Origin of the sequence: Pseudomonas sp. 67(2021) (assembly GCF_017491835.1) — a bacterium.
GTDB classification, from domain to species: Bacteria; Pseudomonadota; Gammaproteobacteria; order Pseudomonadales; family Pseudomonadaceae; genus Aquipseudomonas; species Aquipseudomonas atacamensis.
Genome location: NZ_JAFGYL010000110.1, coordinates 1 through 261 on the forward strand (window position 1 = coordinate 1; position 261 = coordinate 261).

Here is a 261-nt window from a genome sequence, read left to right on the forward strand (position 1 = left end):
TCATGTTCATCGTCATCGCTGCGGTGGCATTCAAGGCTGACATCTTCACCCGCGACATCTGGGGCCGCAGCAACCCGAACTTCGGTGGGGTGATGGACCAGGTGCGCAACATGATGCTGGTCACCGTGTTCGTCTTCATCGGCATCGAAGGCGCCAGCGTCTATTCGGCTCGCGCAGAAAAACGCAGCGACGTCGGCCGCGCCACGGTGATCGGGTTTCTCGGCGTGCTGGCGCTGCTGGTACTGGTCAACGTGCTGTCGC

1 protein-coding gene is annotated in these 261 nt (G+C 61.7%); it reads left to right on the forward strand.

What is annotated here, in order from left to right:
* Positions 1–261: amino acid permease (locus tag J5M66_RS26755; protein WP_207817561.1), on the forward strand; the 261-nt coding region annotated here is incomplete at both ends.